The following is a 23,600-nucleotide window of genomic DNA, read 5'->3' as shown; positions in this document are numbered from 1 at the left end:
ACGCGTCCGGCAGGATCGCTGCCATGGTTTCCTATCAGCTGGTCGTCGACTGTGCGGCACCGGAGCGGATGGCCCGGTTCTGGGCGGGCGCGCTGCGGTACACGGTGGAGCCGCCGCCGGGCGGCTTCGGCACATGGCGGGATTACTGGCGCACTGTCGGAGTGCCGGAGGACGAGCTGGGCGAGGGGGACGGCAGCGACAGCATCGTCGATCCCGAGGGGTACGGGCCGAGGATCTGGTTCCAGCAGGTGCCTGAGGGCAAGGTGGTCAAGAACCGGTTCCATCTGGATGTGAAGGTGGGCGGCAAGCGGGAGGACGTACCGCTGGAGACCCGGAAAGCGCGGGTGGATGCCGAGGTGGAGCGGCTTGTCCAGGCGGGTGCGTCCGTTGTGCGGGTGCTGTCGCAGCCCGGGATCGATCACTATGCGGTAGCGATGGTGGATCCCGAGGGAAACGAGTTCGATGTGGTCTAGCGCCGTTCGAGCGTGAGCAGGGGCGAGGGATCCGCAGGCGCCGCCGCCTGCGGCTCGTGGCGGCTCCGTGCGATGGCCTACGCCCGCCCTGGCTACGAGGAGGCTGTCCAGGACGCGCTCCAGGAGCGTGCAGAGATGTTCACGCGTTACACCCCGCCCGAGTGGGAAGGTCGGGTGTGAGCTACAAGTTCGATGGATTCCACGGACGCGCCCTGTACGGGCTGAATGGTCTTCCCCAGGAGGTCCGCGACCGCCCATTGCTGGAGCGTCTCATCGAACTCCTCCGCGATCCGTGGGACGCGGTCGTGGAGCGCCCCGGCCAATCAGCCCTCTGCGGAGTTTGACGAGCAGATTGCCTACCGCCCACGGGAAGGCCTGATGGGGCGTCTCGGACTGCGCGGGACGCTCGGCCGGGAAGATCCCGGCCGAGCGTCCCGAAACGGACGCCGCGGTCCTGCTATGGGGGCGCGAGCGCGGTGCTCCGCCCTCAGCTCGGGCGGGGGTGCGAATCAGCTCTTGGGCGCCAGGCAGAGTACATATCCTGCCTTGCCCTTCTCGCCTTCCCAGAAAGTTTGGTCCGTTTTTGGATACGCAGAGCAGATTTTTCCGTCATTGTCCGCGTCCCATTCCTGCTCGGTCTTGCCCTCGACGCGGCCTTCGACGGTGAGCGCCGCGGCGGGGTCGGTGCAGGAGACGACCTTGAGCTCGTCGGCCGTGGCGCCGGACATGCAGTCGCCGGCCTTGGCGATCTCGGGAGCTCCGCTCAGCTGCTTGTACGCGAAGCCGCCACCGGCGAGAACGGCGGCGCCGACGGCATAGGCGACGACGCGCTTGCCGAAGACCTTGCCCGCGCCTGCGGCCTTCTGGCCGAATGTCGAGGGCTCCTGGGGGGTTTCCGTCATTATCTGATCCTGTAGAGGGGCGACATATGGAGGTATGAACTTACAGTCGCCATGCACTCCGTTTCATGTGAATTGTTATTTTCCTGCCCACCGGCGCGCGGGCGGGACGCCTGGCCCCGATGGCGATGGAGCTATTTCCCGTGCGGGTCGGAGTTGTTGAGCGTCGCGACGACCTGGTCGTAGTCGCCGCGCGCCTCGCCATAGCGCAGGAACTTGACGCGTTCGACCTGGATTTCCTTGGCGTCGGGCCGGGCCTCCAGGAGCGCCATCACCTCCGCCACGAACTCCTCCAGCGGCATCGCCGCCTCGTTGTCCTCCTGGCCGGGCAGCAGCGAGGTGCGGACGGACGGGGGTTCGAGTTCCACGACCTTCACGCTGGTGTCGGCGAGCTGCAGCCGGATCGACTCGCTCAGCATGTGGATCGCGGCCTTCGAGGCGTTGTAGCTGGGGGTGACCTTGAGCGGCGTGAACGCCAGGCCCGAGGAGACCGTCATGATCGTGGCGTCGGGCTGCGCCCGCAGGTGCTCGATGAACGCGGCGATGAGCCGGATCGGGCCGAGCACGTTGGTCGTCATGACGGACTCGGCGGAGGCCAGGAACGACTCGGGCCGGTGCCAGTCCTCGACGCGCATGATGCCGGCCATCGTGACCAGGACGTTGAGACCGGGGTGGTCGGTCAGCACCTGCTTCGCGGCGGCCCGGATGCTCTCCGCGTCCGCCGTGTCGATTCGCACCGTGCCGATGCCGGGATGCTCCGCGGCGATCCGCTCCAGCAGGTCCGCGCGCCGGCCGCCGACGATGACGGTGTTCCCCCTGTCGCGCAGCGCGATGGCGAGGGCGAGACCGATGCCGCTGGTCGCGCCGGGGATGAAGACGGTGTTTCCGGAGATCTGCATGAGTCCAGGCTGGCCGCCCGGCCGCGACAGGTGCAGAGACCGGTTATCGGGGGATCGGCGATCCCCCGCTCACTCACGAAGCCTCGGGTGACGAACGGACATAATCGGAGACATGGATCGTGCGACACTGGCGGACTTCCTGCGCCGGCACCGTGAGGCTCTGCGGCCGGAGGACGTCGGGCTTCCCGCCGGTGCGCGGCGCCGGGCCCCCGGATTGCGGCGTGAGGAGGTGGCGGCCCTCGCCGTGATGTCGGCCGACTACTACACCCGTCTGGAGCAGCAGCGGGGCCCGCAGCCCAGTGTGCAGATGCTCGCCTCGCTCGCCCGTGCGCTGCGGCTGACCGACGACGAGTGCGACTACCTGTTCCGGATCGCCGGGCACAACCCCCCGGCTCCGATGCCGGGCGCGACGCATGTCGCTCCCGCGCTGCTGCGGGTGCTGGACCGTCTCGACGACACACCCGCGCTCATCCTGTCCGGCTTGGGCGAGACGCTGGTGCAGAACCGGATGGCCGAGGCGCTCTTCGGCGACAAGTCGGGCTACTCGGGTCTGGCCCGCAGCGAGATCTTCCGGTGGTTCACCGACCCGTCGGAACGGCTGCGCTATCCCGAGGACGACCGCGACCGCCAGAGCCGCGCCCTGGTCGCGAATCTGCGTGCCGCCCACGGCGCGATGGGCGCGCAGTCGCGGGCAGGCGATCTCGTACGCGCTCTGCGGGAGGTGAGCGCCGAGTTCGCCGGGCTGTGGGAGCGGCACGAGGTGGCCAAGCGCTTCGAGGACCACAAGACGCTCATCCATCCCGAGCTCGGCCCGATCGAGCTGGACTGCCAGGTGCTGTTCACCGAGGACCAGTCACAGGCGCTGCTCGTCCTCACCGCTCCTCCCCGCACGGAGGCGTACGAGAAGCTGCGACTGCTCGCGACGCCGGCGCGGCAGCGCCGCACCGAAACCGAGACCGAGACCGAGCCCGACCGCGGCTCGGCGGACGAGACCACCCGGCAACCGGCCGTCCGGTGAGCCGACGGCCGTGAGTCAGCGGCGGAAGACGCCGTAGGTCAGCGGAAGACGACGGTGCGGTCGCCGTTGAGGAGGACGCGGCTCTCGCTGTGCCAGCGCACGGCCCTGGCCAGCACCTGCGCCTCCACGTCGCGGCCCACGGTGACGAGCTCGCCGGGGTCGAGCGAGTGGTCCACGCGTGCCACGTCCTGCTCGATGATCGGTCCCTCGTCGAGGTCGGCGGTGACGTAGTGCGCGGTGGCGCCGATGAGCTTCACGCCGCGCTCGTGGGCCTGGTGGTACGGCTTGGCGCCCTTGAACCCCGGCAGGAAGGAGTGGTGGATGTTGATCGCCCGGCCCTCGAGGCGCTTGCACATGTCGTCGCTGAGGATCTGCATGTAGCGGGCGAGCACGACCAGGTCGGTGCCGAGCTCCTCGGCCAGCTCCAGGACGCGCTGCTCGGCCTCGGGCTTGGTGTCTGGAGTGACGGGCACGTGGTGGAACGGCACGCCGTAGAACTCGGCCAGCTGTTCGAGGTCCCGGTGGTTGGAGACGATGGCCGGGATCTCGACGTTCAGCGCGCCGACCCGCTGCCGGTAGAGCAGGTCGTTCACGCAGTGGCCGAACCTCGACACGAGCACGAGCGTCCTCGTCGGTGTCACGGCGTCCCTGATCTGCCAGTTCATCTGGAAGGAGTCGCCGACGTAGGAGAAGCCGCGGCGCAGCTCCTCGATGTCGCCGCGGCCCTCGGGCACCCCGAAGTGGACCCGCATGAAGAAGTGGCCGTTCGTGCGGTCGTTGAACTCCTGGCTCTGCAGGATGTCGCCCGCGTGCTGGACGAGGAAGCCGCTCACCGCGTAGACGATCCCCGGCCGGTCCACGCAGGAGAACGTGAGGACGAACTCGCGACCCGGGCGAGCGGACATGGAGCCTCCTGAGTGCGCAATACGCAACATGGTGACGTATACGCAACAGAGTGACCCGATGTCCGGGACAGGTCAAGAGCCTTGTGCGTAATCTGCGTAGAGTTGTGCCATGAGCAACGGGCCGGGTGACGGTTCGGCGGTGCAGTCCGTCGACCGCGCACTCACCATCCTGAAGTTGCTCGCCCGGGACGGCGAGCTCGGCGTCAGCGAGATGGCGGCCGTCCTCGGCGTGCACAGGTCCACCGCGTTCCGCCTGGTGGCGACGCTGGAGAGCCACGACCTGGTCGAGCAGGACAGCGATCGCGGCAGGTACCGGCTGGGCGTTGGCCTGGTCAGGCTCGCCGGTGCGACCAGCGCCCGGCTCGACCTGGTGCGCGAGAGCCGCGCCGTCACGCCGGCGCTCGCCCGGACGGTGGGGGAGACCGTGAACGTGGCCGTCCTGTCCGGCCGGGAGGCCCTGTACGTCGACCAGGTGGCCGGGCCGTCGGCGCTGCAACTGCACAACTGGGTGGGCCAGCGCATCCCGCTGCACGCGACGTCCAACGGCAAGGTGCTGCTCGCGTACGCCCCGGCCGCGTTGTACGACGAGGTGGTCGCGGCGGGGCTGCCCGGCCTCGCCGCGCGGACCGTCACCGATCCCGGGCTGCTGCGCGCGGAGCTGGCCGAGGTGCGCCGCCGGGGGTACGCGGCGGCGGTGGACGAACTGGAGGACGGCCTGAGCGCGGTCGCCGCGCCCGTCCGGGGGGCGGACGGCTCCGTCGTCGCCTCGCTCAGCGCGTCCGGCCCGACCTTCCGGATGCCCGAAAAGGCCGTCCCTGCCGTAGCGGAGCAGGTCATGGCGGCAGCTGACGAGGTATCTGCCCGAATGGGATGGTTTGGGTCGGCAGTGTAAAAAGGCGCACAAGCCTTGACTCTCCGCGAGTGTCGGGTCGATTCTGTTCCTCGATAAGCAAACAGGTGCGTAATACGCAACGGATGCGCGCTTGCTTTGTCGTGGCGACCGGAAGGCCCTGCCTGTGGCAGACCTCTACATCGGTGGCGTCTGCATCGACGCTGTCGCAGGCGGACGTCAAGGAGTGTGAGGTGTCATGACCGTATCCTCTGTGGCCGAGCAGGAGAGTCCGGCGAGCGCGCCGGACGGCGACAGGCCCACGGTCCTCGACGTACGCGGCCTGTGGAAGGTCTTCGGGCAGCGCGCCGACCGCGTCGTCGGCACGCCGCTGGCCACGCTCGACCGTGCGGAGCTGAAACGGACGACCGGGTGCGTGGCGGCGGTGCGGGACGTCTCCTTCTCGGTGTGCCGGGGTGAGGTCTTCGTCGTCATGGGCCTGTCCGGCTCGGGCAAGTCGACGCTCGTACGCTGCCTGAACCGGCTGGTCGAGCCGACGGCGGGCGAGGTCCTGCTCGACGGTGAGAACGTGCTCGGCTACGCCGGCAAACGCCTGCGCGAGCTGCGCCGCCACCGATTCGGCATGGTGTTCCAGCACTTCGGCCTGCTGCCGCACCGGCGGGTCCTGGACAACGTGGCCTTCGGCCTGGAGATCAGGGGCGTGAAGAGGGCCGACCGCCTGGCCCGGGCCCAGGAGGTGCTCGAACTGGTGGGCCTCGCCGGGTTCGAGGGCTCCTATCCCGACCAGCTCTCCGGCGGCATGCAGCAGCGGGTCGGCCTGGCCCGCGCCCTCGCCGTGGACCCCGAGGTGCTGTTCTTCGACGAGCCGTTCTCCGCGCTCGACCCGCTGATCCGGCGCGAGATGCAGAACGAGGTCATCCGCCTGCACCACGAGGTGGGCAAGACGATGATCTTCATCACCCACGACCTCGGCGAGGCGCTCAAGCTGGGCGACCGCATCCTCATCATGCGGGACGGCGAACTCGTGCAGACGGGCACCCCGGACGAGGTGGTCGGCGCCCCGGCCGACGACTACGTGCGGGACTTCGTCAGCGACGTCCCCCGCTCCGACGTCCTCACGCTGCGCTGGATCATGCGCGACGCCGCTCCGGACGACCCTCTCGACGGGCCGGAGCTGAGCCCGGACACCGTCATCCGCGACGCGGCGCGCACGGTCCTGTCCGCCGGGCGCCCGGTCAAGGTCGTGCGCGACGGCGACCTGCTCGGCGTGGTGACCCCGGCGGAGGTCCTGGAAGTCATCGCCGGCGCGGGCGGGCAGAGCTGATGGTGGCCCTCAGCGCGCCGGTGACGCGCCGGTTCCCCTCACGTACGCACGTCACGGGCGCGATCGTGGTCGCCTGGATCGTGCTGTGGGTGGTGCTGAACGGCCGCGACACCCTGCCGCTGGGCGGCGCGCAGCTCACGCCCCTGCACAACCGGCTCGGCGAGGCCGCCGACGCGATCGACGCGAACCGCGACAGCAACCCGCTGTTCCTCTACTTCGTCAACTACATCCGGCTCTTCCTCGACGAGGCGGTGACGTTCGTCCAGGCCCTGATCAGCCAGCCGTCCTTCGGCCGCCCCGTGCCGCTCGTCGGCTGGCTCGGCGTGACCGGCGTCGCCACCGCGATCGCCTACCTCTACGGCAACCGCAAGGTCGCCGTGCTGACGGCGGCCGGGTTCGCGTCGTTCGGCCTGCTCGGGCTCTGGGAGGAGAGCATGGACACGCTCGCCCTCACCCTGACGGCCGTCGCGCTGTCGCTCGCGGCCGGCATCCCGCTCGGGATCTGGGCGGGGCTCAGCGACCGCTTCAACCGGATCGTCACGCCGGTGCTGGACTTCATGCAGACCATGCCGACGTTCGTCTACCTGGCCCCGCTCACGCTCTTCTTCCTGATCGGGCCGGCCAGCGCCACCGTCGCGACGATGATCTACGCCGTCCCGCCCGCGATCCGGCTCACCGCCCACGGCATCAGGCAGACCCCGCCGGCCACGCTGGAGGCCGCCGACTCCCTCGGCGCCACGGGCGGCCAGGCGCTGCGCAAGGTGCGGCTGCCGCTGGCCAAGCGGACGATCGTGGTCGGGATCAACCAGACCATCATGGCCGCCCTGTCCATGGCGACGATCGCCGCGCTGATCGACGCGCCCGGCCTCGGCAAGACCGTGCTCAAGGCGCTGCAGACGCTCGATGTGGGCACCGCGTTCAACGCCGGGCTGGCCATCGTGATCATGGCGATCGTGCTCGACCGGGTGACCTCGGCCGCCGGCCGCCGGGTGGAGAGCGTCCACCGCGCCGGGCGTCCGGGCAGGTCGCGGCTGCGCCGGGTGGAGACCGCGATGACCGCGGCCGTGGCCGTCGTGCTCGTCTACCTCTCCTACACCTACGTATGGGCCGCGGAGTTCCCCGGCGGGGCGGACCTCGGCTCGTACGTGCGGCGCGGCGCGGACGCCGCCAGCACGTGGGCGCAGGACACGCTGGTCGCCTACACGAACGGGCTGAAGAACGTCATCACCTACGCCCTGCTCAACCCGTTCGAGGCGTTGCTCGCCCGGTCGCCCTGGTGGCTGGTCGCCGTGGTGGCGGTGGCCCTCGCGCTGCTGCTCGCGGGCGTGCGCGCGGCGATCACCGCCGCGGTGGGCTGCGCGCTGCTCGTCGCGCTCGGCCTGTGGCACGACAGCATGGTCACGCTGGCCACCACGCTGGTCGCGACCCTCCTCGTGATGGTCCTCGGGGTGATGCTCGGAGTGTGGATGGGACGCAGCGACCGGGCCGACCGCGTGCTGCGGCCGGTGCTCGACGCCGGCCAGACCATGCCGGCGTTCGTCTACCTGGTGCCGATCCTCGGACTGTTCGGCGCCACCCGGTTCACCGCCATCATCGCGGCCGTCGTGTTCGCCGCGCCGGTGTCGGTGAAGCTGGTCGCCGAGGGCGTCCGCGGGGTGCCGCACACGGCGGTGGAGGCGGCGACGGCCGGCGGCGCGAGCGCCTGGCAGCTCATCTCCAAGGTGCAGTTGCCCATGGCCCGCGCCGGTATCACGCTCGCGGCCAGCCAGGGCCTCATCTACGTGCTGTCGATGGTCGTCGTCGGCGGCCTCGTCGGCGCCGGCGCGCTGGGATACGACGTCGTCGCCGGATTCTCCCAGCACCAGCTGCGCGGCAAGGGCCTGGCCGCGGGGCTCGCCATCGTCGTACTCGGAATCATGCTCGACCGGATCATGCGGGCCGCCGCCTCGCGGGCCGGGAGCTCCCCGGCTTCCCGATGAACCTGTAACACCCCCACAGGAGGACCAACGTGGCAGTGACAAGGAACTATGGGCCGCGCGCGCTCGCGCTCGTGGCCGGCGCAGGCCTCCTGCTCTCCGGCTGCGCAGGCGCGAAGGTCGGGGAGACGCAGGCGGCCTCCGACGGCAAGGGCGGCTGCGGCACCGTCAACCTGGCGATCAACCCGTGGGTCGGCTACGAGGCCAACGCCGCCGTGATCGCGTACGTGGCGGAGAAGGAACTGGGGTGCACGGTCGTCAAGAAGGACCTCAAGGAGGAGGTCGCCTGGCAGGGCTTCGGCACCGGCGAGGTGGACGCCGTCGTGGAGAACTGGGGTCACGACGACCTGAAGAAGAAGTACATCGACGAGCAGAAGACCGCCGTGCCGGCGGGCGTCACCGGCAACAAGGGCGTCATCGGCTGGTTCGTGCCGCCGTGGATGGCGGAGAAGTACCCCGACATCACCGACTGGAAGAACCTCAACAAGTACGCCGACCTGTTCAAGACGTCCGAGTCGGGCGGCAAGGGCCAGATGCTCGACGGCGACCCGTCCTTCGTCACCAACGACGAGGCGCTGGTCAAGAACCTCGACCTGAACTACAAGGTGGTCTACGCCGGCAGTGAGGCGGCTCTGATCACGGCCTTCCGCCAGGCGGAGAAGCAGAAGACGCCGCTGCTCGGCTATTTCTACGACCCGCAGTGGTTCATGTCCGAGGTCAAGCTGGTCAAGGTCAACCTGCCCGAGTACACCGAGGGCTGCGACGCCGACGCCGAGAAGGTGGCGTGCGACTACCCCGTCTACGACCTCGACAAGATCGTGAGCAAGAAGTTCGCCGACTCCGGCAGCCCGGCCTACCAGCTCGTCAAGAACTTCACCTGGAGCAACGACGACCAGAACCTCGTGGCCAAGTACATCTCCGAGGACAAGATGTCCGCCGAGGACGCGGCCGCCAAATGGGTCAAGGACAACCCCGACAAGGTGAAGGCCTGGCTGCCCCAGGGCTGACTTCCGCTTCACCCTCGCGGCCGCTCCTCTCCGGGAACCCAGCCCGGGAGGGAGCGCCTTCACCGGAGGTCCCGGCCAGGTCCGGAACCTCACTCCGTGCCCGGTGCCGATCTTCCCCCTGGATCGGCACCGGGCACGATTTTGTCCTGTTTTTGACGCTTGACACCCGCACGGTGACGCGTCACGCTTGTTGCGTTAAGCGCATAACGTTGCGGATTATGCAACATCGGAGGTGGGTATGACGGGCCCGCGCGTCGTCATCATCGGAGCAGGCGTCGTCGGTGCGGCGCTCGCCGACGAACTGTCACTCCGAGGCTGGACGGACGTCACGGTGGTCGACCAGGGCCCGGTGCCCGCGACCGGCGGCTCCTCCTCGCACGCGCCGGGACTGGTCTTCCAGATCAACGGCTCGAAGACCATGACCGAGATGGCGCGTTACACCGTCGAGAAGTTCTGCTCGCTCGACCTCGACGGCGAGCCCTGCTTCCTCCAGGTCGGCGGCCTGGAGGTGGCGACCAGCCCGGAACGGCTCGCCGAGTTGCACCGCAGGCACGGCTGGGCCACGTCCTGGGGCGTCGAGGCGCGGCTGCTCACCCCCGCCGAATGCGCAGAACTCTTCCCCCTGCTCGACCCCGGCGTCGTGCTCGGCGGTCTGCACATCCCCGCCGACGGCGTCGCCAAGGCCGTACGCGCGGTCGAGGCGCAGCTCAGGCGTGCCCGGTCCCGTGGCGTACGGGTGCTGGAGCGGCACGAGGTGCTCGACGTCCGCACCGAGGACGGCCGGGTCGTGGGCGTGGTGACCGACCAGGGTGAGATCCCCACCGACGTCGTGGTCTGCTGCGCGGGCATCTGGGGGCCGAAGGTCGCCGGAATGGTCGGAATGCCGCTGCCGCTGACCCCGCTCGCGCACCAGCTCGCCTGGACCGGCCAGGTGCCCGACCTCGCCGGACGCGAAGAGGAGGCGACGCTGCCGATCCTGCGGCACCAGGACGCCGACCTCTACTACCGTCAGCGGTTCGACGGCGTCGGCATCGGCTACTACGGGCACCGCCCGATGCCGATCAAGCCCGAGGACCTGCTGTCGGTGGACGAGGCCGAGGTCATGCCGTCGGTGCTGACGTTCACGCCGGAGGACTTCGAGGACGCCTGGACCGAGACCCAGCGGCTGCTGCCCGGCACCCGCGCCGCGAAGATCGACGAGGGCATCAACGGGCTGTTCTCCTTCACCCAGGACCACATGCCGCTGATGGGCGAGTCCCCGGACGTGAAGGGCTTCTGGGTCGCCGAGGCGGTCTGGGTGACCCACTCCGCGGGCGTCGGCAAGGCCATGGCCGAGTGGCTCGTCGACGGCCACTGCTCGTCCTTCGACCTGCACGAGTGCGACGTCAACCGGTTCGAGCCGCACCAGCTCGCACCCGACTACGTGCTGGCCCGCGACTGCCGGAACTTCGTCGAGGTCTACGACATCATCCACCCGCTCCAGCCGATGGAGGAGCCGCGGCCGCTGCGCCTGAGCCCCTTCCACACGCGGCAGCGCGAGCTGGACGCCTTCTTCCTGGAGGCCGTCGGCTACGAGCGGCCCCAGTGGTACGGCGCCAACGCCCGCCTGCTGGAGGGCCGCGACATCCCCACGCCCGGAGACTGGGCGGCGCGCTACTGGTCGCCGATCGTCGGCGCGGAGGCCCAGGCGTCCCGCGAGTCCGTCGCGCTCTACGACATGACCGCGCTGAAGCGGCTGGAGGTCGCGGGCCCCGGCGCCCTGGCCTTCCTGCAGCGGCTGACGACCGGCCAGATGGACAAGTCGGTCGGCTCGGTGACCTACTGCCTGCTGCTCGACACCGACGGCGGCATCCGCAGCGACGTGACCGTCGCCCGGCTGGGCCGCGACGTGTTCCAGGTCGGCGCCAACGGCAACCTCGACCTCGACTGGTTCCACCGGCACCTGCCCGCGGACGGCTCGGTGATGGTCCGCGACATCACGGCCGGCACCTGCTGCCTCGGCGTCTGGGGGCCCCGCGCCCGCGACCTCGTCCAGCCGCTGACCGACGCCGACTTCTCCAACCAGGGCTTCCGCTACTTCCGCGCGAAGAAGGCGTACATCGGCACGGTGCCGGTCACCGCGCTGCGGCTGTCGTACATCGGCGAGCTGGGCTGGGAGCTCTACACCACCGCCGACCTGGGCGCCAAGCTGTGGGACACGCTCTGGGAGGCCGGGCGGCAGCACGGCATCATCGCCGGCGGGCGCGGCGCCTTCGCGAGCCTGCGGCTGGAGAAGGGCTACCGGTCCTTCGGCGCCGACATGACCTTCGAGCACGACCCGTACGAGGCGGGGCTCGGGTTCGCGGTGAAGCTGGACAAGGGCGACTTCATCGGCCGTGAGGCGCTGGAACGGCGCAAGGAGAACGTGCGCCGCCGCCTCGCCTGCCTGACCATCGACGACCCCGCCTCGGTGGTCATGGGCAAGGAACCGGTGTACGACGGCGAGAGCGCCGTCGGCTACGTCACCAGCGCGGCCTTCGGCTACACGATCGGCAAGGGCATCGCCTACGCCTGGCTGCCCGCCGAGCTGGCCACGCCGGGACGCACGCTGGAGATCGGCTACTTCGACCGGCGGGTGACCGCCGTGGTCGCCGAGGAGCCCCTGTTCGACCCCGCCATGGAACGCCTGCGCAGCTAGTGAGGACTGAAGTGAACGATTCGGTGATGGACGCGCCGCTCGCCGAGGCCGACCCGGAGGTGGCGGCGGCGATCGGCGAGGAGACCCGCCGCCAGCGGTCCACCCTGGAGATGATCGCGTCGGAGAACTTCGCGCCCGTCTCGGTGATGCAGGCGCAGGGCTCGGTGCTCACCAACAAGTACGCCGAGGGCTACCCGGGCAGGCGCTACTACGGCGGCTGCGAGCACGTCGACGTGATCGAGCGGCTGGCGATCGACCGGGTCAAGGCGCTGTTCGGCGCCGAGGCCGCCAACGTGCAGCCCCACTCGGGGGCGCAGGCCAACGCGGCGGCGATGTCCGCGCTGCTGGAGCCGGGTGACACGATCCTCGGCCTCGACCTCGCGCACGGCGGCCACCTCACCCACGGCATGCGGATCAACTTCTCCGGCCGGCTCTACAACGTCGTGGCCTACCACGTGCGCGAGAGCGACAGCCTCGTGGACATGGACGAGGTCGAGCGGCTCGCCCGCGAGCACCGGCCCAAGCTGATCATCGCGGGCTGGTCGGCCTACCCCCGTCACCTCGACTTCGCCGCGTTCCGGCGGATCGCCGACGAGGTCGGGGCGTACCTGATGGTGGACATGGCGCACTTCGCCGGGCTGGTCGCGGCGGGGCTGCACCCGTCGCCCGTCCCGCACGCGCACGTCGTCACCACGACCACGCACAAGACGCTCGGCGGGCCCAGGGGCGGGGTCGTCCTGTCCACCGAGGACCTGGCCAAGAAGATCAACTCGTCGGTGTTCCCGGGGCAGCAGGGCGGCCCGCTGGAGCACGTCATCGCGGCCAAGGCGGTCGCGTTCAAGATCGCGGCGGGGGAGTGGTTCCGCGACCGGCAGCGCCGCACGCTGGAGGGCGCGCGGGTCCTCGCCGACCGGTTGCTCGCCCCCGACGCCGCCGAGGCGGGCGTACGCGTGCTGTCCGGCGGGACGGACGTCCACCTGGTGCTGGTCGACCTGCGCGAGTCCGAACTGGACGGCCGTCAGGCCGAGGACCGGCTCCACGAGGCCGGGATCACGGTCAACCGCAACGCGGTGCCGTTCGACCCCCGGCCCCCGATGGTCACCTCCGGATTGCGGATCGGCACTCCGGCCCTGGCCACCCGGGGCTTCGCCCGCCCCGAGTTCGAGGAGGTCTCCGACGTGATCGCACGGGTGCTCCAGCCCGAAGCCGACCTGGTCGCGCTGCGCGCCCGGGTCGAGGCCCTCGCCGCCAAGCACCCGCTCTACCCCGGCCTGAACGGGGAGGCCCGATGAGCCTCCGCACCACCGAACCACCGGGAGCCGACCTGCCCGACCACCCCGACCGGCTGTGGCGCTCGGCCGAGCCCAAGCGCGCGTACGACGTGGTGATCGTCGGCGGCGGCGGCCACGGCCTGGCGACGGCCTACTACCTGGCCAAGAACCACGGGATCACGAACGTCGCGGTGCTGGAGCGCGGCTGGCTCGCGGGCGGCAACATGGCCCGCAACACCACCATCATCCGGTCCAACTACCTGTGGGACGAGAGCGCGGGCATCTACGAGCACGCGCTGAAGCTGTGGGAGGGGCTGGAGGAGGACCTCGGCTACCCGCTGCTGTTCAGCCAGCGCGGCGTGCTCAACCTCGCGCACAGCCTGCAGGACGTGCGCGACAGCGTGCGCCGGGTCAACGCCAACCGGCTCAACGGCGTGGACGCCGAGTGGCTGACGCCGGAGCAGGTCAAGGAGGTCTGCCCGATCGTCGACGTCTCGCCCGACGTGCGCTACCCCGTGCTCGGCGGCACCTACCAGCCGCGGGCCGGCATCGCCAAGCACGACTACGTGGCGTGGGGCTTCGCGAAGGCCGCGGCCGACCTCGGGGTGGACATGGTCGAGCACTGCGAGGTGACCGGCCTCGACGTGCGCGACGGCCGGGTGACCGGCGTCCGGACCACCCGCGGCCCGATCGCGGCCGGGAAGGTCGCGCTCGCCGCCGCCGGGCACTCCTCGGTCGTCGCCGGCTACGCGGGGGTGTCGCTGCCGCTGCAGAGCCACCCGCTGCAGGCGCTGGTGTCGGAGCTGCTGGAGCCGGTGCACCCCACCGTCGTCATGTCGAACGCGGTCCACGTCTACGTGAGCCAGGCGCACAAGGGCGAGCTGGTCCTGGGGGCGGGCATCGACGCGGCGAACTCCTACCGCCAGCGCGGCGCGTTCCACATCATCGAGCGGCAGATGTCGGCCGCGCTGGAGCTGTTCCCGGTCTTCGCCCGGGCGCACGTGCTGCGGACCTGGGGCGGCGTGGTGGACGTGACCCCCGACGCCTCGCCGATCGTCGGGCTCACCCCCGTCGAGGACCTGTACGTCAACTGCGGCTGGGGCACCGGCGGGTTCAAGGCCACCCCGGGCGTCGGCTGGTGCTACGCCCACACGGTCGCCACCGGCGAGCCGCACCCGCTCAACGCCCCCTTCTCCCTCGAGCGGTTCACCACAGGAAAGCTCGTCGACGAGCACGGCGCCGCCGCCGTCGCGCACTAGTACGGAGTCGAAATGCTGCTGATTCCCTGCCCGTGGTGCGGGCCGCGGGACGAGGCCGAGTTCCACTACGGGGGGCAGGCCCACGTGGCCTATCCGGAGGACCCGGCCGCCCTGTCCGACGAGGAGTGGGCCCGCTACCTGTTCTTCCGCGACAACCCCAAGGGCCTGTTCGCGGAGCGGTGGAGCCACACCGCCGGGTGCCGCCGCTGGTTCAACGCCGTACGCGACACCGCCACCAACGAGATCCACGCCGTCTACCGCGTGGGCGAGCCGCGGCCGGTGATCGCATGAGCGAGCGTAGCGAGCGAACCGGCGGGGCCGCCGCACAACCGTTCCGCCGCGAGGGGGCGACGGATAGGACGCTGCGCTTCCGGTTCGACGGCCGTGAGTACGAGGGCCTGGAGGGCGACACGCTGGCCTCGGCGCTGCTGGCCAACGGCGTGCGCGCGGTGGCGAGCAGCATCAAGCTCGGCCGCCCGCGCGGCGTCTACGCCGCGGGCTGCGAGGAGCCGAACGCGCTCGTCCAGATCGAGGAGCCCTTCCCCGAGCCCATGCTCCAGGCGACGACCGTCGAACTGTACGACGGCCTGGTCGCCACGGGCCTGCCGGGACAGGGCAGGCTGGCCGACCGCCCCGACCCGGCGCGCTACGACGCCGTGCACGCCCACTGCGACGTGCTCGTCGTGGGGGCGGGACCGGCGGGCATCGCCGCCGCGGGCGTGGCCGCCCGGGCCGGCGCCCGGGTGATCCTGGCCGACGAGCGGCCCGAGCCGGGCGGCAGCCTGCTCGGCACGACCGAGAGGCTGGACGGCAGGCCGGGCCGCGAGTGGGCGGCCGAGGAGGTCACCGCGCTGGCCGCCCTGCCGGAGGTGCGCGTGCTCCGCCGCACCACGGTGCTCGGTCACTATGACGACAACTACCTCGTCGCGGTGGAGCGCCGGACGAACCACCTGGGCGCCGCGGCCCCCGCCGAGATGGCGCGCGAGCGCGTCTGGCGCATCCGGGCCACGCGGGTTGTGCTGGCGACCGGCGGTCACGAGCGGTTCGTCGCCTTCGCCGGGAACGACCTGCCCGGCGTGATGCTGGCCGGCGCGGCCCGGACGTACGCGAACCGGTACCGGGTCCTGCCCGGGCGCCGGGCGGTGGTGTTCACCACCAACGACAGCGCGTACGCCGCGGCGCTCGACCTCGCCGACGCCGGGGTGGAGATCGCCGCGATCGCCGACGTACGGCAGGCCCCCGGCGAGGCGTGGGCGGCGCGCTGCGCCGAGCGCGGGATCGAGGTCCTGACCGGCCACGTGGTCACCGCCGCCAAGGGCGAGAGCGAGGTGTCCTCGGCCGAGGTCGCTCCGCGAGAGGGTGGCCAGGCCCGGGAGATCCCCGCCGACCTGCTGCTCGTGTCCGGCGGCTGGACGCCGGTGGTGCACCTGTTCAGCCAGTCGGGCGGCACACTGCGCTACGACGAAGGGCTGGGCGCGTTCACGCCCGGCGAGACCCGCCAGGCGGTCGAGGCCGCCGGTTTCGCCCGGGGCGTGACGACTCTGCGCGGCTGCCTGGAGGACGGCGCCGAGGCGGGCCGCCGCGCGCTGTCGGCCGCCGGGTTCGCCGCGCCGTCCGGGACGGCTGTGCCGTCCACACCAGTTGTGCCGGCCGTAGGCGAGGAGCCTCCCGCCGCGCCCGCCGAGCACCTGTGGCTCGTCGAAGCGGAAGATTATGGCGCTCACTTCGTGGACCTGCAACGGGACGTGACCGTGGCGGAGGTGCTGCGCGCGGTCGGCGCCGGCCTCGGCTCGGTCGAGCACGTCAAGCGCTACACCACGGCGGGCACGGCGCACGACCAGGGCAAGACGTCCGGGCTGCTGACCAGCGGCGTCGTGGCGCACGCCCTCGGCGTCGACGTCGCCGAGCTCGGGACCACGACGTTCCGCGCGCCGTACACGCCGGTCTCGTTCGCCGCGCTGGCGGGCCGGGACCGGGGGCCGCTGCACGACCCGGTCCGCGTCACCGCGCTGCACGAGTGGCACGTGGCGCGCGGGGCGCTGTTCGAGAACGTCGGGCAGTGGAAGCGGCCCTGGTACTACCCCCGGCCGGGTGAGGACATGGAGGCCGCCGTGCTGCGCGAGTGCCGGGCGGCGCGCGAGGACGTGGCGGCGATGGACGCCTCCACGCTCGGGAAGATCGACGTGGTCGGTCCCGACGCGGCCGTGCTCCTCGACCGGCTCTACACGAACATGATGAGCACGCTCAAGGTCGGGTCCATCCGCTACGGCGTGATGTGCCGCGCCGACGGCATGGTCTTCGACGACGGCACCGTCATCCGCCTGGCGGACGACCGCTTCCTCGTCACCACCACCACCGGCAACGCGGCGGCGGTGCTCGACTGGATGGAGGAGTGGCTGCAGACCGAGTGGCCGGACCTGCGGGTGCACTGCACCTCGGTCACCGAGCAGTGGGCGACCGTGGCGCTCGTCGGGCCGCGCTCCCGCGAGGTGCTGGCGCGGCTCGCCCCGGGTCTCGCGGTGGGCAACGACAGCTTCCCGTTCATGACCTGGCGGGACGCCGAGGTCGCCGGGATCGGGGCGCGGGTCTGCCGGATCAGCTTCTCCGGCGAACTGGCCTACGAGATCAACGTGCCTTCCTGGTACGGCCTCGCCCTATGGGAGGCGGTCATGGCGTCCGGCGAGGTCACGCCGTACGGGACCGAGACCATGCACGTCCTGCGCGCCGAGAAGGGGTTCCCCATCGTCGGTCAGGACACCGACGGCACGGTCACCCCGCAGGACCTCGGCATGGAGTGGGTCGTCTCCAAGAAGAAGGCCGACTTCGTCGGCAAGCGGTCCTTCGCCCGGGCCGACACCGCCAGGTCCGACCGCAAGCACCTGGTCGGCCTGCTGCCCGAGGACCCCGCCGTGCTGCTGCCCGAGGGCGCCCACCTCGTGGAGACGTCGTCGCTGCCCGAGCCTCCGGTGCCGACGCTCGGCTTCGTCACCTCCAGCTACCGCAGCGCCGCGCTCGGCCGTACGTTCGCGCTCGCGCTGGTGAGCGGCGGGCGCGAGCGGACCGGCGAACGGCTGTACGCGCCGGTCGGCGCGGACCTGGTGCCCGTCACCGTGACCTCCCACGTCCTGTACGACCCGGAAGGAGCGCGCCGCGATGGCTGAACGCAGGAGTCCGGCCGCGGCGTTCGCGGCGAGGTTCGAGGCGGCGAGCGCGGGCGGCGGCCTACGCCTGGCCGAGGTCCCCTTCCTGACCCAGATCGACCTCCGGGCGGAGCCCAAGAGCCCGGCGGCCGAGCGGATCGGGACGGCGATCGGCGTGCCGCTGCCGATGGAGCCGGGCACGGTTGTGCGCGGCGGGGACCTGAGCGTGCTGTGGCTGGGGCCGGACGAGTGGCTGGTGCTCGGCCCGGACGGCGCCGCCCCGGAACTGGTGGAGCGGCTCACCGAGGCGGCGGCCGGCGAGCACGTGTCGGTCGTCGACGTGTCGGCGCAGCGCACCACCCTGGTGGTCGCCGGCGAGCGGGCGCGGGACGTGCTGGCCCACGGCTGCGCCCTGGACCTGCATCCCCGGGTGTTCGGCCCGGGCCGGTGCGCCCAGACCACGCTGGCCAGGGCGGGCGTCGTCCTGGTCGCGGGCGAGGACGGCTTCCGGGTGCTGGTCCGCTCGTCCTTCGCCGCCTACGTCGCGGAGTGGCTGCTCGACGCGGCCGTCGAGTACGTCACGGCCCCGGCGGGGGAGGCCGCCCCGGCCTGACGGCGGGCGGTTGTCCAGCCGGTGAGGCACGTGACATACCATCGAGGGCGCTCGTAAGGAGGGCCGTCCGCACCCCGGTGGGAGATCATGTTCCGCACGCTGATGAAGTCGAAGATCCATCGCGCCACCGTCACGCAGGCCGATCTGCACTACGTCGGCTCGGTGACGATCGACGCGGACCTGATGGCCGAGGCCGACCTCGTCGAGGGTGAGAAGGTCGACATCGTCGACATCGACAACGGCAACCGCCTGTCCACGTACGTCATCGAGGGCCCGGCGGGCTCCGGCGTCATCGGCATCAACGGTGCCGCCGCCCGCCTCATCTCGGTCGGCGACCTCGTGATCATCATCGCGTACGCGCTGGTCGCCGAGGAGGAGGTCAAGGCGCTGAAGCCGCGCGTCGTCTTCGTCGACCGCGACAACAGGCCGCTGCACGTGGGCGACGACCCCGCCGCCGTCCCCGACGGCATGGGCCTGGTCCCCGGCGACCTCGCCCCGCCCGCCCTTTCCTGACCCGTCGGCGCGGGTCTGCTCGGGGCTGGTCGGGGCCCGCGCCGGCAGGCCTGCTCGACGGCGGGGGCGCGGGGGTCAGAGGAGGGTCATCTGGCCGGAGCCCGCGAGGGGGTCGCGATGCTTGCGCAGATGCCGCCACCGGGGCAGGTCGTCGAGGTAGGACCACGACAGGCGGTGGTGGGGTGTCGGGCCCGTCTCCGCCAGCGCCCGCTGGTGGACGGGGGAGGGATAGCCCGCGTTGGCGGCGAAGCCGTACGCCGGGTGCTCCTCGCCGATCTCCGCCATCAGCCGGTCGCGGTGGACCTTGGCCAGCACCGACGCGGCGGCCACCGACACCGAGCGCTGGTCGGCCTTGACCTCGCACCGCACCCGCCACGGCCGGCCGAGGAAGTCGTGCGCGCCGTCGAGGAGCACCACGTCGGGCCGTAGCGGCAGGGCCTCCAGCGCGCGGCACGCGGCCCGGCGCAGCGCCTCGGTCATGCCGACCTCGTCGATCTCCTCCGGGCCCGACTCGCCGTACGCGTGACAGGTGAGCCAGCCGGGCAGGACCGCGGCGAACGCCTCACGCTGCGCCGGGCCGAGCAGCTTGGAGTCGGTCAGCCGGACCGTGCGCTCCCCGCGTCCCGGCAGCTCGGGCGGCGGGCCGAAGGCGGTGACGGCGGCGCAGACCACGACCGGGCCCGCCCACGCGCCGCGACCGACCTCGTCCACGCCCGCGACGTGGACCGCCCCCGCGGCACGCAACTCGTCTTCGATCTCGTATCCGGCCGCCCGCCGCAGCGGGACGGCGGGCGCGGACTGGGCGGGGGCAAGCCCGGGCAACGCGTCGGTCATCCCGCCATCATCCCAGGAGCCCGCGCGCCATCCCGGCGGTTCAGTCCGAATCGCCGATCTCGTAGATGTCGACCCGCCATGGCAGGTGCGCGCGCACCGGCTCCCACCGTTTCAGGTCGGCGGCGAGGACGGGGAAGGCGAGATACCGGGCCACGGCCACCGTGTGCGCCGCCGCCATGTCCTGCTGCTCTGTGAGGTGCGCCGAGACCGCCGACAGGCGGAGCACGTCCTCGGTGGAGGCGATCGGCTCCAGCCGGACGTGCTCCAGACGGTGGATCATCCCGTGGACGGCCTCGGTCTGTGCCTCGCTCAGGGTGTGCTGGGCCGCGGCGAGAGTGATGACGGGGACGCTCATGCGGATGGCGTGCTCGTCCAGGGCCGCGACGAGATTCGCCACCACCGGATCACCTCTGCCGAGTTCGCTTATCGTGACGTCGTCGAGGACGTATCCGACGCTCATGGGGTCGCGGGCCGCCGCAGGTGCTCGATCGCGCCTTGTGCGATGCGTTCGGCCTTGGCCACGGCGTCGGGGTCGGCCTTCGCCCGTGCGAGTAGTTCTTCGAATGCCAGCCGCTGGCGGAGCCGAAGTGTCTTGTGCTCTTCGAGAAGCTGGGTCAGCACGTCGGCCAACGTGGTGCCGCGTCCTCCCTGGTCGGCCAGCTCGTTGAGCTCGTCTCGAATCGCTTTGGGAACCTTGATGCTGGTCATGTCGGCAGTCATATCAGAATTCTACCGGGGTAGAAGGAGGGTATTCCAGATCCGTTGATGACGGTGCGGGAAGGGCGATGCCCGCGGCCCGGCGCGCCCATGAGGGACGGCCGGGCCGCGGGGGACGGTCAGGATCTCGGCTGTCGCATCATGACGTCGTGCAGGGGCGGCCGTTGAGGGTGAAGGCGGACGGGGAGGGGTTGCCGGCCGTCTGCCTGCCGTTGAAGCCGATGGAGAACGACTGGCCGGGCTTGATGGTCTTGTTCCACAGGAGGTTCTCGGCGGTGACGTCGCTGCCGGTCTGCGTCCACTTGGCGTTGAAGCCGGAGGCGACTCGCTGGGTGGTGAGCGGGAAGGAGAAGGCCAGCGTCCATCCGTCGATGTCGGTGGTGCCGGTGTTGGTCAGCTTCACGCTGGCGTTGAAGGCGCCGGGCCAGGTCTGCGTGACGTAGGAGACGTCACAGTAGGCAGCCGGCGGCAAGGCCTGCGCGACGGCCGCGTAGGGGGCCGAGGGGGTGCTCAGGTTGCCGGCGGCGTCGCGGGCGACGACCTGGAAGGTGTACGAGCGACCGCCTTCGAGACCGGTGACGATGTCACGGGGGGTGGCGTTCTCGCCCTCGTAGGCGTAGCCGTGGTCGGTCCGCCGGAACAGGTCATAACGGGGTGGGAGGCCGCTGTTGTCGCTGACGGTGTTCCATCCCAGGGCGATCCCGTTGGGCACGGACATGCCGCCCAGGATGGTCAGGCCGGTCGGCGTGCCGGGAGGAGTGGTGTCCGTCCCGGGGCTGGGGCTGGCGGCGGGAGGTTCGACCATGGCCCGCTGGCGGACCAGGTCGGACGGTGCGCTGAGGTTGCCGGCGGCGTCCTTGGCCACCACGTAGAACAGGTAGTCGCGGCCGGGGGTGAGGTCGTAGACGACCGCTACGACCTTGTCGCTCGACGAGGAGAAGCGGGCGTCCACGCGGGTGAAGGCGCCGTCGATCCAGGCGTACACGTCGTAGCCGGAGACCGCGACGTCGTCGCTGGACTTCGTCCAGGTCAGACCGGCCGCGCCGTTGACGTAGGCGGCGTACGGCTGCACATCCCCGGGACGGGTGGGCGGGGTCCGGTCGGGGGTCGTCGGCGACGCGGCGGGGCTGGGCGACGCCGTCCCGGTGTAGACCGTCGCGACGGTGGTGTACTCGGCCGACGGCGGGCTCGCGTTCCCCGCCGCGTCCTTGGCGATGACGCGGAAGGTGTAGCTCTGCCCGCTGACGAGAGATCCGACCGAGACGCCGGTGAAGGTGGTGCTCTGGATCGTGACGAACCCGCCGTCCTGCTTCATCTGCACGTCGTAGCTCACGACGCCCACGTCGTCGAGCGCGCGGCCCCAGCACAGCGGCACGGTCGCCTTGGGGGCGGTCGTGGGAGTGGATTTGGGCGTGGGAACGGGGGCCGGGGGCGCCGACGGGACCGGGCAGGACGAGATCCACGGTGGGGCCGCGGGCGGTGTGGTGTCGGCCGAGGCGGCGGAGGCCGGTACGGCCGCCGCGGCGAGCGCGAGGCCGGCGCCCAGCAGGGCGGCGGCCGTGCGGAGACCCAGGACGTGCATGTGATTCACCTTCCTGTGAGGGCGGCCCGGCGCGTGAGGGTGCCGCCGGGCCGCGGGTTGGGGGATCACGAGCAGGTGGTGCCGTTGAGGGTGAAGGCGGCAGGGGAGGGGTTGCCGGCCGTCTGGATGCCGTTGAAGCCGATGTACAGCGACTGACCGGGCTTGATGGTCTTGTTCCACGCGGCGTTCTCGGCGGTGACCTCGCTTCCCGTCTGCTTCCACACGGCCGAGAAGCCGTAGTCGAGTCGCTGGGTGCTGAGCGGGAAGGAGAAGGCCAGCTTCCATCCGTCGACGGCGGTCGTGCCGGTGTTGGTGATCTGCACGTTGGCGAGGAAGCCGCCGGGCCAGGTGTGAGCGCTGTAGGAGACGTCGCAGGAGAGCGCGGGCTCCTCCTCCTCGGACTGCGCGACGGCGGTGTACGGCGCCGAGGGGTTGCTCAGGTTGCCGGCGGCGTCGCGGGCCACGACCTGGAAGGTGTACGACTTGCCGCCTTCGAGGCCGGTGACGATGTCGCGGGGGGTGACGTTCTCGCCCTCGTAGGCGTAGCCGTGGTCGGTGCGCCGGAACAGGTCATAACGGGGTGGGACGCCGCTGTTGTCGGAGACGGTGTTCCAGGACAGGAAGATCCCGCCGGGTATGGGCAGGCCGCCGCCGGCGCTCAGACCGGTCGGCGTGCCGGGCGGGGTGGTGTCGGTCGCGGTCCCGGGGCTGGGGCTGGCGGCGGGAGGTTCGACCATGGCCCGCTGGCGGACCAGGTCGGAGGGCGCGCTGAGGTTGCCCGCGGCGTCCTTCGCCACGACGTAGAACAGGTAGTCGCGGCCGGGGGTGAGATCGCCCACGATCGCGAGGACCTTGTCGTCGGCCTGCGCGGAGACCTGGGCCGGCACCCGGCTGAAGGCGCCGTCGATCCAGGCGTACACGTCGTAGCCGGAGACCGCCACGTTGTCGGTGGAGCGGGTCCAGGTCAGGCCGGCCGCCCCGTTGATGTAGACGTTGGACGGCCCCACCCCTTCCGGACGGGTCGGCGGGGTCCGGTCGAGCGGGGACGGGCTGGGCGGGGGGCTGGACGGCGGCATGCCGCTGAGATAGTTCGCGGTCGCCGTCACCTGGTTGGACGCCGGGCCGGCGTTCCCCGCCGCGTCCCTGGCGACGACCCGGAACGTGTACGACTGCCCCAGGGTGAGGTCGCTGACGATGGATCCGATGCCGGTCGTGGTGCGCGCGGTGGTGAAGACGCCGTCCTGCTTGATCTGGACGTCGTAGCCGGTCACTCCGACGTCGTCGGTCGCTGCGCCCCAGCACAGCGACACGCCGATGCCGAGGCCCGACCCGGGCGCGGCGGGCAGCGGGCAGTGGAACAGCGTCCCCGGAGCGCTGGGCGGGGTGGTGTCCGCGGCTCCCGCGGCGGGCGCGGCGGAGGCGGCGAGCGCGAGGCCGGCGCCCAGGATCGCTGCGACCGGACGGAGACCCTTGACGGGCATGTGGTTCACCTTTCCGATTGGGGCGGCCCGGCGCATCGGGGAACGCGCCGGGCCGTGAGCGGATATCAGGAGCAGGTGGTGCCGTTGAGGGTGAAGGCGGCCGGCTTGGGGTTGGCGCCGGTGTAGGTGCCCTGGAAGCCGATCTGGGTGGACTGGCCGGGG

Annotated in this window: 22 protein-coding genes; 13 read left to right on the top strand and 9 right to left on the bottom strand. The window is 71.3% G+C overall.

Going from position 1 to position 23,600, the window contains the following annotated elements; translation table 11 throughout:
- Positions 1–23: 23 nt before the first annotated feature.
- Positions 24–473 (top strand): VOC family protein, encoded by a 450-nt coding sequence (locus ACWEQG_RS26380; RefSeq protein ID WP_452288623.1) that lies wholly within the window; start codon positions 24–26, stop codon positions 471–473.
- A 509-nt stretch (positions 474–982) separates the two neighbouring features.
- Here the strand turns inward: ACWEQG_RS26380 and ACWEQG_RS26375 are convergent.
- Positions 983–1,375 (bottom strand): LppU/SCO3897 family protein, encoded by a 393-nt coding sequence (locus ACWEQG_RS26375; RefSeq protein WP_363472398.1) that lies wholly within the window; start codon positions 1,373–1,375, stop codon positions 983–985.
- Positions 1,376–1,506: 131 nt separating this feature from the next.
- The gene (locus ACWEQG_RS26370; RefSeq protein ID WP_452288621.1) at positions 1,507–2,271 is read right to left on the bottom strand and encodes an SDR family oxidoreductase; all 765 of its coding nucleotides are present in this window, start codon (positions 2,269–2,271) and stop codon (positions 1,507–1,509) included.
- Positions 2,272–2,383: 112 nt separating this feature from the next.
- Here ACWEQG_RS26370 and ACWEQG_RS26365 point away from each other — a divergent pair, with 112 nt between their 5' ends.
- Positions 2,384–3,289 (top strand): helix-turn-helix transcriptional regulator, encoded by a 906-nt coding sequence (locus ACWEQG_RS26365; protein WP_452288619.1) that lies wholly within the window; start codon positions 2,384–2,386, stop codon positions 3,287–3,289.
- 38 nt (positions 3,290–3,327) lie between these two features.
- Here the strand turns inward: ACWEQG_RS26365 and purU are convergent, their stop codons facing one another.
- Positions 3,328–4,194 (bottom strand): formyltetrahydrofolate deformylase, encoded by an 867-nt coding sequence (gene purU / locus ACWEQG_RS26360; protein ID WP_452288617.1) that lies wholly within the window; start codon positions 4,192–4,194, stop codon positions 3,328–3,330.
- 109 nt (positions 4,195–4,303) lie between these two features.
- Between purU and ACWEQG_RS26355 the strand changes: the two genes are divergently transcribed.
- The 11 genes from ACWEQG_RS26355 to panD all read left to right on the top strand — a co-directional run bounded on the left by ACWEQG_RS26355 (position 4,304) and on the right by panD (position 18,824).
- The gene (locus ACWEQG_RS26355; RefSeq protein WP_452288615.1) at positions 4,304–5,086 is read left to right on the top strand and encodes an IclR family transcriptional regulator; all 783 of its coding nucleotides are present in this window, start codon (positions 4,304–4,306) and stop codon (positions 5,084–5,086) included.
- Positions 5,087–5,282: 196 nt separating this feature from the next.
- The gene (locus tag ACWEQG_RS26350) at positions 5,283–6,368 is read left to right on the top strand and encodes a quaternary amine ABC transporter ATP-binding protein (protein ID WP_452288614.1); all 1,086 of its coding nucleotides are present in this window, start codon (positions 5,283–5,285) and stop codon (positions 6,366–6,368) included.
- Positions 6,368–8,347, top strand: a complete 1,980-nt coding sequence (locus tag ACWEQG_RS26345; RefSeq protein ID WP_452288612.1) for an ABC transporter permease — start codon at positions 6,368–6,370, stop codon at positions 8,345–8,347. The genes ACWEQG_RS26350 and ACWEQG_RS26345 overlap by 1 nt, the downstream gene beginning before the upstream one ends.
- A 29-nt stretch (positions 8,348–8,376) precedes the next feature.
- Positions 8,377–9,351 (top strand): ABC transporter substrate-binding protein, encoded by a 975-nt coding sequence (locus tag ACWEQG_RS26340; RefSeq protein WP_452288610.1) that lies wholly within the window; start codon positions 8,377–8,379, stop codon positions 9,349–9,351.
- A 238-nt stretch (positions 9,352–9,589) separates the two neighbouring features.
- Positions 9,590–12,028: a GcvT family protein gene (locus ACWEQG_RS26335; protein WP_452288608.1), complete on the top strand. Its 2,439-nt coding sequence runs from the start codon at positions 9,590–9,592 to the stop codon at positions 12,026–12,028.
- Between the two features lie 26 nt (positions 12,029–12,054).
- A complete protein-coding gene (glyA, locus tag ACWEQG_RS26330) occupies positions 12,055–13,320 on the top strand; it encodes a serine hydroxymethyltransferase (RefSeq protein ID WP_452288641.1) in 1,266 nt (421 codons plus the stop codon).
- The gene (locus ACWEQG_RS26325) at positions 13,317–14,558 is read left to right on the top strand and encodes a sarcosine oxidase subunit beta family protein (RefSeq protein ID WP_452288606.1); all 1,242 of its coding nucleotides are present in this window, start codon (positions 13,317–13,319) and stop codon (positions 14,556–14,558) included. The genes glyA and ACWEQG_RS26325 overlap by 4 nt, the downstream gene beginning before the upstream one ends.
- A gap of 12 nt (positions 14,559–14,570) precedes the next feature.
- Positions 14,571–14,849: a sarcosine oxidase subunit delta gene (locus ACWEQG_RS26320; RefSeq protein ID WP_182909220.1), complete on the top strand. Its 279-nt coding sequence runs from the start codon at positions 14,571–14,573 to the stop codon at positions 14,847–14,849.
- A complete protein-coding gene (locus tag ACWEQG_RS26315; protein ID WP_452288604.1) occupies positions 14,846–17,719 on the top strand; it encodes a 2Fe-2S iron-sulfur cluster-binding protein in 2,874 nt (957 codons plus the stop codon). Before ACWEQG_RS26320 ends, ACWEQG_RS26315 begins: the two co-directional genes overlap by 4 nt.
- The gene (locus ACWEQG_RS26310; RefSeq protein ID WP_452288602.1) at positions 17,712–18,311 is read left to right on the top strand and encodes a sarcosine oxidase subunit gamma; all 600 of its coding nucleotides are present in this window, start codon (positions 17,712–17,714) and stop codon (positions 18,309–18,311) included. The genes ACWEQG_RS26315 and ACWEQG_RS26310 overlap by 8 nt, the downstream gene beginning before the upstream one ends.
- 87 nt (positions 18,312–18,398) lie before the next feature.
- Complete coding sequence (panD, locus tag ACWEQG_RS26305) at positions 18,399–18,824, top strand: aspartate 1-decarboxylase (RefSeq protein WP_452288600.1); 426 nt, start codon at positions 18,399–18,401, stop codon at positions 18,822–18,824.
- A 75-nt stretch (positions 18,825–18,899) separates the two neighbouring features.
- Here panD and ACWEQG_RS26300 read toward each other — a convergent pair whose 3' ends face one another.
- From ACWEQG_RS26300 to ACWEQG_RS26275, 6 genes are all read right to left on the bottom strand, one after another.
- Complete coding sequence (locus ACWEQG_RS26300) at positions 18,900–19,658, bottom strand: ribonuclease HII (RefSeq protein WP_452288598.1); 759 nt, start codon at positions 19,656–19,658, stop codon at positions 18,900–18,902.
- A gap of 40 nt (positions 19,659–19,698) precedes the next feature.
- Positions 19,699–20,118 (bottom strand): hypothetical protein, encoded by a 420-nt coding sequence (locus ACWEQG_RS26295; RefSeq protein WP_452288596.1) that lies wholly within the window; start codon positions 20,116–20,118, stop codon positions 19,699–19,701.
- Positions 20,115–20,378: a hypothetical protein gene (locus ACWEQG_RS26290; RefSeq protein ID WP_452288594.1), complete on the bottom strand. Its 264-nt coding sequence runs from the start codon at positions 20,376–20,378 to the stop codon at positions 20,115–20,117. Before ACWEQG_RS26290 ends, ACWEQG_RS26295 begins: the two co-directional genes overlap by 4 nt.
- A gap of 136 nt (positions 20,379–20,514) precedes the next feature.
- Complete coding sequence (locus tag ACWEQG_RS26285) at positions 20,515–21,957, bottom strand: cellulose binding domain-containing protein (RefSeq protein ID WP_452288593.1); 1,443 nt, start codon at positions 21,955–21,957, stop codon at positions 20,515–20,517.
- Positions 21,958–22,022: 65 nt separating this feature from the next.
- Positions 22,023–23,438, bottom strand: a complete 1,416-nt coding sequence (locus ACWEQG_RS26280) for a cellulose binding domain-containing protein (RefSeq protein ID WP_452288591.1) — start codon at positions 23,436–23,438, stop codon at positions 22,023–22,025.
- 65 nt (positions 23,439–23,503) lie between these two features.
- The coding region (locus ACWEQG_RS26275; RefSeq protein WP_452288639.1) for a cellulose binding domain-containing protein at positions 23,504–23,600 on the bottom strand (97 nt) is incomplete at its 5' end.

Source organism: Microbispora sp. NPDC004025 (genome assembly GCF_053604425.1).
The sequence above is the reverse complement of the archived record's forward strand: the minus strand, read 5'-3'. Positions and strand labels throughout refer to the sequence as shown.